Genomic DNA, 6,748 nt, shown 5'->3' with positions numbered 1-6,748 from the left:
GCCACGGGGCGAGACCACCCGCCCCACTTCCGATCGCGCCCGTCAGGCCGTGTTCGACATGCTGGCCCACGCCCCCTGGGCCGGTTCGGACTTCCTGAGCAGCACCCATGTGCTCGATGCCTTTGCGGGCACTGGCGCGCTTGGGCTCGAAGCCCTGTCACGCGGCGCCGCTTCCGCCGTTTTCATGGAGCAGGACCGCAGCGCCCGCGCCGTGATTTCGGCCAATATCCGCGCCTGCCGCTTCGAGGACCGCGACCTGTCCGTGCTGACCTGCGATGTCACGCGTGCACCACGCGCGCCGCGCCCCTGCACGCTCGTCTTTCTGGACCCGCCTTATGGCAAGGACCTTGTCCCGTCTGCCCTCAAGGCTCTGGCCCGCTCCGGCTGGATTGCCCCTGAAGCCATTATCGTGGCTGAAACCGCAGTGAAGGACGAACTCGCCATCGACCTTCCCTTGTTGACCGAACGGCGCTTCGGTGTGGCCCAGGTCAGGATCTGGCGCGCATCCTGACGCCGGCCCCGCTGGGATGACTTTACCCGCTCGTTATCGCAGGGCACGAACGGCACCGATTACCTGACATCAGACAGGTTTCCGAAGGATAACTGCCTCTGGCGGGGCGGCTGAGGGGAGTGCCTGTCACGAAGCGCGCATAATGGGGCACGTCCCGCATGCAAGCATATGAGCCCCTGCGCCGATCAAGACAGGACCGACGAAGGACTCTCCCCGAGCGCGTTATGGGGGAGGGCCATCCGAGATATCATGCACCCCGAATAACGGCAGATTGCCGCCTTTTTTGCTCTCGTCTCTCCATGACGTTCCGCTATAGTTCTGCCACACGACACGTATAGATCCAGACGATGCTCGATGCCCCATGCGCGGGGTATGACGTATTGCGCAAAAACAGGAAGACGCGAATTTGGCCTCGTTCAGCCGCTTCTTTTCATCAGGCACGACAGCGCCACGGCAGCGCGGCCCGTTTCAGGACAGGCTGACGGAGCTTGGCGGGTTCATATTGCTGGCCCTTGCCCTGGCGCTGGGCGTGGCCCTGTGGAGCTACAATCCGCAGGATCCCTCATTCGACACAGCCACGACAGCGGTACCGACAAACCTGCTGGGTCAGCCCGGCGCGACGCTGGCCGATGCCCTGGTGCAATGGCTGGGTCTAGCCAGTGCATTGCCCATTATCGTCATGCTGTGCTGGGCCTGGCAGATCGTACGCCACCATGCGCTGAGCGTGCCGATCCTGCGGTTCATCGCCTTTTTCTGTCTTTTGCCTGTTGCGGCCGCGCTGATTGCCACCTTGCAGGTCCTGATACCGGCCTTGACCACAAGCTGGCCGTCTCGCGCGGGGCTGGGGGGGCAACTCGGGCTCGTTCTTGCTGATCATCTGGTCGCGACTGGCCATGCAGCGCTGGGGCGAGCCGGCGGCGTAGTGTTTTCGCTGCTCGGTCTGCTGCTGACGATCCTGCTTGTTCCTTTGGCTGTCGGATTGCGTCGCAGCGAATGGCGCGCACTGTTCCGCGGTGCCCGTTCCGTTGGCCGCAGCTCCGAAAATCTGGCGCGGCGCATGGGCAACAAGGCCCGCCACTCTGCACCGCCGGACTGGAGCAGCTATGAGCCGGTCGAGGCCAACGCCTATCGCCACGAGCACCCCTACCCTACACCAAGACGGAGCCAGGACACCGCGCGCGCACCGTTCATCCCGGCCAATACCGGATGGTTGCAACCCCCTGACAAGATAGAAGAGCCGGTTCCGGCCCTGCGCCAGCAGGCGACAAACCCGCAACCGGCACCGGCTCCCGAACCCGCCCCTTCCAATCCCTATGCCATGCAGCTGGCCCAGATCGCCCGTGATCAGGACAGCGCGCCACGGCCTGCTGCCGTCACGCGCTATGCTGAAATCGAGGACGCGGCCCCGTTCACCGAAGATCACGCCCCGCCACCCCAGCAGGAGGAAGAGCCAAGGCGCGGGTTTTTCGGTTTTGGTCGCGCACGCTCCGAGCGTAGCGCTCAGCCCCAGCCTGCACCCGCCGCCCGTCAGGGTTGGGAGAATACAGGCTGGCAGCCGCCATCGCTGGGTCTGTTGCGCAAGGCGCCCGCTCATGGCGGCAATGGCCCGTCCAATGAGGTCTTGCAGGCCAATGCCCGCCTGCTGGAGCAGGTTCTGTCCGATTACGGTGTGCAGGGTCAGATTGGCGATATCCACGCCGGCCCGGTGGTCACGCTTTACGAGCTCGAACCGGCACCCGGTATTCGCTCGGCCCGCGTGATTGGTCTGGCGGATGATATTGCGCGCTCGCTTTCGGTGCTGAGTGTGCGTATAGCCACCGTGCCGGGGCGCAATGTCATTGGTATCGAAGTCCCCAATGCCTCGCGCGAGACGGTGTATTTTTCGGAGCTACTGGATACACCTGAATTCCATGAACCGGGGGCGCAGCTGCGTCTGGCGCTTGGCAAGGACATTGCGGGCAATCCGGTTTATGCCGATCTGGCCAAGATGCCGCATCTGCTGATTGCCGGTACCACAGGTTCGGGCAAATCGGTGGGCGTCAATGCCATGATCCTGTCGCTGCTCTACCGGCTCACGCCGGAAGAGTGCCGCCTGATCATGATCGACCCGAAAATTCTCGAACTCTCGATCTATGACGGGATTCCGCATCTGCTGACGCCTGTCGTCACCGAGCCGAACAAGGCGGTGGCTGCGCTCAAATGGACCGTGCGCGAGATGGACAAGCGCTACCGCTCCATGGCGCATCTGCAGGTGCGCAACATCACGGGCTATAACCAGCGCGTGCGTCAGGTCCGTTCGACGGGAGAACTGGTGACGCGTCGCGTGCAGACCGGTTTCGACCCCGAGACCGGCCAGCCGGTTTTCGACGAACAGCAGCTTGCGCTCGAGACAATGCCGCATATCGTGGTCGTGATCGACGAAATGGCCGATCTGATGATGGTGGCAGGCAAGGAAATCGAAGCTGCGGTGCAGCGTCTGGCGCAGAAGGCCCGTGCGGCCGGCATCCATGTGATCATGGCCACGCAGCGCCCCTCGGTCGATGTGATTACCGGTACCATCAAGGCCAATTTCCCGACGCGTATCTCCTTCCAGGTGATCAGCAAATTCGACAGCCGCACCATTCTGGGTGAACAGGGTGCCGAGCAGCTTCTGGGTCAGGGTGACATGCTCTACATGCAGGGCGCGGCCCGTATCACCCGTGTGCATGGGCCTTTCGTAGCCGATAGCGAGGTCGAGGATGTGGTGGCCGATCTGCGCAGCAAGGGCGAGCCTGTCTATAACGACGAGGTGATTTCCAGCCTCGAGGATGAAGGTGGAAGCGCCTCGTCGAGCGGAAACGGTATGGGTGGCGGCAATTACGATGCCGAATCCAGCCTGTTCGATCAGGCTGTCGATCTGGTAACGCGTGAGGGCAAGGCCTCGACCTCATTCATCCAGCGTCACCTGTCGATCGGATATAATCGCGCGGCCAAGATCATCGAGCAGATGGAGAAGGAAGGGATCGTGAGCGCTGCCAATCATGTGGGCAAGCGTGAAGTCCTCGCCCGCCGTCAGCGCGACGAGGACTGACCCCCCTCCCCTGCCCTGACGCCGTTTCATGCCCAGCCTGTACGATGACTGACCGCCCCAATGCCTGACCGCCCGATGACCGACCATGCGATAAGCGACCGCTTTCCCTATCCGGTTCTTTATGAGAGCCCGCGCCTGGTCGTGATCGACAAACCTGCCGGGCTTCCAGTCCATCCAGGGCCCAAGGCACGCCATTCTGTCGAGGCGCTTTTTCCCCTGCTGTCGCGTCGCAAGGATGGCCCGTGGCTGGTTCACCGCCTCGATACAGACACCTCCGGCTGTCTGATGATTGCCCTGCGCAAGCAGGCCCTTGTGGAGGCACAGGCGCTCTTTGCCTCAGGCAACGTCCGCAAGACCTACTGGGCGGTCGTCCATCGCGGTCCGACGGAGAATGAAGGTCTGATCGACGCTCCCCTGCGCAAGGTAAGTACGCAGGCTGGCTGGCATATGGAAACGCACCCCGAAGGACAAAGCGCCCGCACCTCATGGCGGGTTCTGTCCCGTGGCAGGACGCATGCCCTTCTTGAACTGACCCTGCTGGCAGGGCGCACTCACCAGGCGCGCGTCCATTGTGCGCTGCTGGGTTGCCCCATTCTGGGTGATGAACGCTATGGCGGCGGACAGGGTGCCCTGCACCTCATGAGCCGCTCGCTCGATCTGTCTTTGCGCGATGATCAGGTGAGTGCGCGGGCAACCCCTCCTGGTTTCATGCGCGAGAGCTGTCAGGCTTTCGGACTGGAATTGCCGTAAAGCAGGAACCACAGCCGGAACAGCCACGTCTCGGCCATACGCTGGCGCACAAAGCCGCGTTCCTTGATCAAAAAACGCAGTCGCTCCCTGATGCCGCCGCCCAGCGCCTCGCGCAAACGCAGAAGAAATGCCCGTGATTCCGGCTTGAGATGTACCGAGAGATCGGGTTGCAGAAGATGCGTCATCAGCGCGACATGAAGGGCCATGAACGATTTGGGGCCGCGCCGTATGGCACGCAGGCCACGGGTCAGGATTGAGCGTTCGACCCCGACTGCATTGCGACGATGCTGCCGGTAAAGCGCCACACAGCGCTCATCGAAGATGAATTGTCCCCCCATACCCAGAACGAGGGCGTAGCTCCACCAGTCATGGAGTATACCCATGGGTGGCAGGGTGGAACGTATCAGCGCAGCCGCCGCCGAGTTGAGCAGGACAGTATGGCCCGTGGCCAGGTTCTGGATGAGAGCCGTACGAAAATCAGGCTGACGGCGAAGCGGTAGCGAAGGTCCCAAAACCGTAAGAGACTCATCGGTCAGAAACTGACGCGCACAATAAAGGGCAGGTCCCTCGCAGCCGCTCAGGGCCTGACGGCCCCATTGCAGTTTCTCGGGAACCCAGACGTCGTCCTGATCTGCAAATGCGATCAGCGCATCCGGAGGTGCCGCATCGAGCAGAAGCGCATAGGAAAGGGCAACACCGATATTGCAGGGTTCGGCGTCAATTTCGACGCAGCGCCCCTGACCACGATGCTCCTGAAAGGAGAGCATGATGGCGCGTGAGGCATCATGCGAGCCATCGTCACGCCAGTAGAGGCACCAGTTGCGTTCTGTCTGTGCCAGGAAGCTGTCGAGTTGCTGGTTGAGAAACGCCTCACCATTATAGACAGACAACAGAATCGCAACGGGCGGCACCGAGGCCGCCCGCTCCGTATCACGCCCCCCCACCGCATAAAGATGCGGTGGTGAGGTCAGAACACTATTGCCCCGCGCCACGCTCAGGCCGACTGCGCCGCAAAATGCTCGTCAACAGCGCGGGCAACGCCATTGCGCCATTCAGGCAAGCGGATACCGAAGACCTGTTCGAGCTTGCTGCAATCGAGGCGTGAATCCTGCGGGCGCTTGGCCGGGGTAGGCCAGTCCTGCGTGCGGATGGCGGTCACCTCGACCGGCATCGTCTGACCATGACGCACGGCCTCTTCAAGAGCAGCCACCGCCAGTCCGTGCCAGCTTGTTTCACCTGTGCCACAGGCATGATAGATGCCGGCAAACCTGTCCTGCCAACCGGCCTTGATCTGGTCCGCAATGCCCAGAATGGCCTTGGCCAGATCATCGGCATTGGTGGGGCAACCATACTGATCGCCCACAACCTTCAGATGCGTGTTCTTCGCCCCGGCATTGACCATGGTACGCACGAAGTTCTTGCAATGCCCGGAATAAACCCAGGCCGTACGCAGGATCACGCTCTTCGGCTGCGCCTTCAGCACGGCCTGCTCACCTGCCGCCTTGGTGCGACCGTAAACCGTCTGTGGCGTGACAGGGTCGGTTTCGACATAGGGCGAGGCCTTGTCACCGGCATACACATAATCGGTCGAGACATGAATGAGCGGAATGTCCTGCGCCGCGCAGAGACGTGCCAGCTCGGCCGGACCGGTCTCGTTGGCGGCTTCTGCGCCCGCGATCTCGCTTTCCGCCAGATCCACAGCCGTCCAGGCGGCCGCATTCACCACCAGAGCGGGCGTGTAACGCGCCAGCGTCGCTGCCATGGTCTCCGGGTTGGCGAGATCGAATTCGGGACGACCGACAACGATCACACGATCTCCGCCAAGGGTCTTCAGCGACGTGGCGAGCTGACCTTGCCCACCCGTGACAAGGATCGTTTTTTCAGATGCCGTGCTCATGAATACTGGAACCATCCCTTGGCTTCAGTGAAATGGGGCGCAACCTGATCCTTGTCGGACAGAACAACCTCATCTGCGCTGATTGGCCAGTCAATGCCCAGATGCGGGCAGTTCCAGATAACCGCGCGTTCCGACGCCTTGTCGTAAAGCGACGTGCACTTGTACTGAACCTCGGTGTTTTCCTGCAGGGTCACGAACCCATGCAGGAAGCCCGGCGGGACCCAGAGCTGCGACCAGTTTTCCTCTGACAATTCCGCTGCAACCCACTTGCCGTAGGTGGGCGAGCCGGTGCGGGCATCAATTGCCACATCCCAGATCGCGCCCTTGGTGCAACGCACGAGCTTGCCCTGAACATAAGGCGCAACCTGGCAATGCAGGCCGCGCACGACGCCCTTCTGAACGGAAAGGCTCTGATTGTCCTGCACAAAGGTCAGATCGATTTCGGCCTCGACCATCTTCTGATGGTTGTAGGTTTCCGAGAAGAACCCGCGTGAGTCGCTGAAGCGCTGCGGCGTGACGA

6 protein-coding genes are annotated in these 6,748 nt (G+C 62.0%); 3 read left to right on the top strand and 3 right to left on the bottom strand.

Features of this window, described 5'->3' with window-relative positions:
* The 3 genes from P792_RS26305 to P792_RS26295 form a co-directional block, all read left to right on the top strand.
* Positions 1-511, top strand: a 511-nt coding sequence (locus tag P792_RS26305; RefSeq protein ID WP_023978305.1) for an RsmD family RNA methyltransferase, incomplete at its 5' end; no start/stop codon positions are given.
* Positions 512-917: 406 nt separating this feature from the next.
* Positions 918-3,581 carry a DNA translocase FtsK gene (locus P792_RS26300; protein WP_023978304.1) on the top strand — a complete coding sequence of 888 codons (2,664 nt, stop codon included), beginning with the start codon at positions 918-920 and terminating at the stop codon, positions 3,579-3,581.
* Between the two features lie 60 nt (positions 3,582-3,641).
* Positions 3,642-4,331 carry an RluA family pseudouridine synthase gene (locus tag P792_RS26295; RefSeq protein ID WP_235075433.1) on the top strand — a complete coding sequence of 230 codons (690 nt, stop codon included), beginning with the start codon at positions 3,642-3,644 and terminating at the stop codon, positions 4,329-4,331.
* Here P792_RS26295 and P792_RS26290 read toward each other — a convergent pair.
* From P792_RS26290 to rfbC, 3 genes are all read right to left on the bottom strand, one after another.
* Positions 4,304-5,323 (bottom strand): glycosyltransferase, encoded by a 1,020-nt coding sequence (locus P792_RS26290; protein ID WP_023978302.1) that lies wholly within the window; start codon positions 5,321-5,323, stop codon positions 4,304-4,306. The genes P792_RS26295 and P792_RS26290 overlap by 28 nt on opposite strands.
* A 2-nt stretch (positions 5,324-5,325) precedes the next feature.
* The gene (rfbD, locus tag P792_RS26285; RefSeq protein WP_023978301.1) at positions 5,326-6,228 is read right to left on the bottom strand and encodes a dTDP-4-dehydrorhamnose reductase; all 903 of its coding nucleotides are present in this window, start codon (positions 6,226-6,228) and stop codon (positions 5,326-5,328) included.
* The coding region (gene rfbC, locus P792_RS0118560) for a dTDP-4-dehydrorhamnose 3,5-epimerase (RefSeq protein WP_031240475.1) at positions 6,225-6,748 on the bottom strand (524 nt) is incomplete at its 5' end. The genes rfbD and rfbC, both read right to left, overlap by 4 nt.

The organism is Asaia sp. SF2.1, assembly GCF_000505765.1.
Classification (GTDB): Bacteria; Pseudomonadota; Alphaproteobacteria; order Acetobacterales; family Acetobacteraceae; genus Asaia; species Asaia bogorensis.
This window is presented reverse-complemented; position numbering and strand designations above follow the sequence as displayed.

What these genes read in the sequence shown, in the direction of transcription:
- P792_RS26295 (WP_235075433.1), top strand. Translation starts at nt 3,642, where the DNA reads ATGCCTGACCGCCCGATGACCGACCATGCGATAAGCGACCGCTTTCCC.
- rfbD (WP_023978301.1), bottom strand. Translation starts at nt 6,228, where the DNA reads ATGAGCACGGCATCTGAAAAAACGATCCTTGTCACGGGTGGGCAAGGT.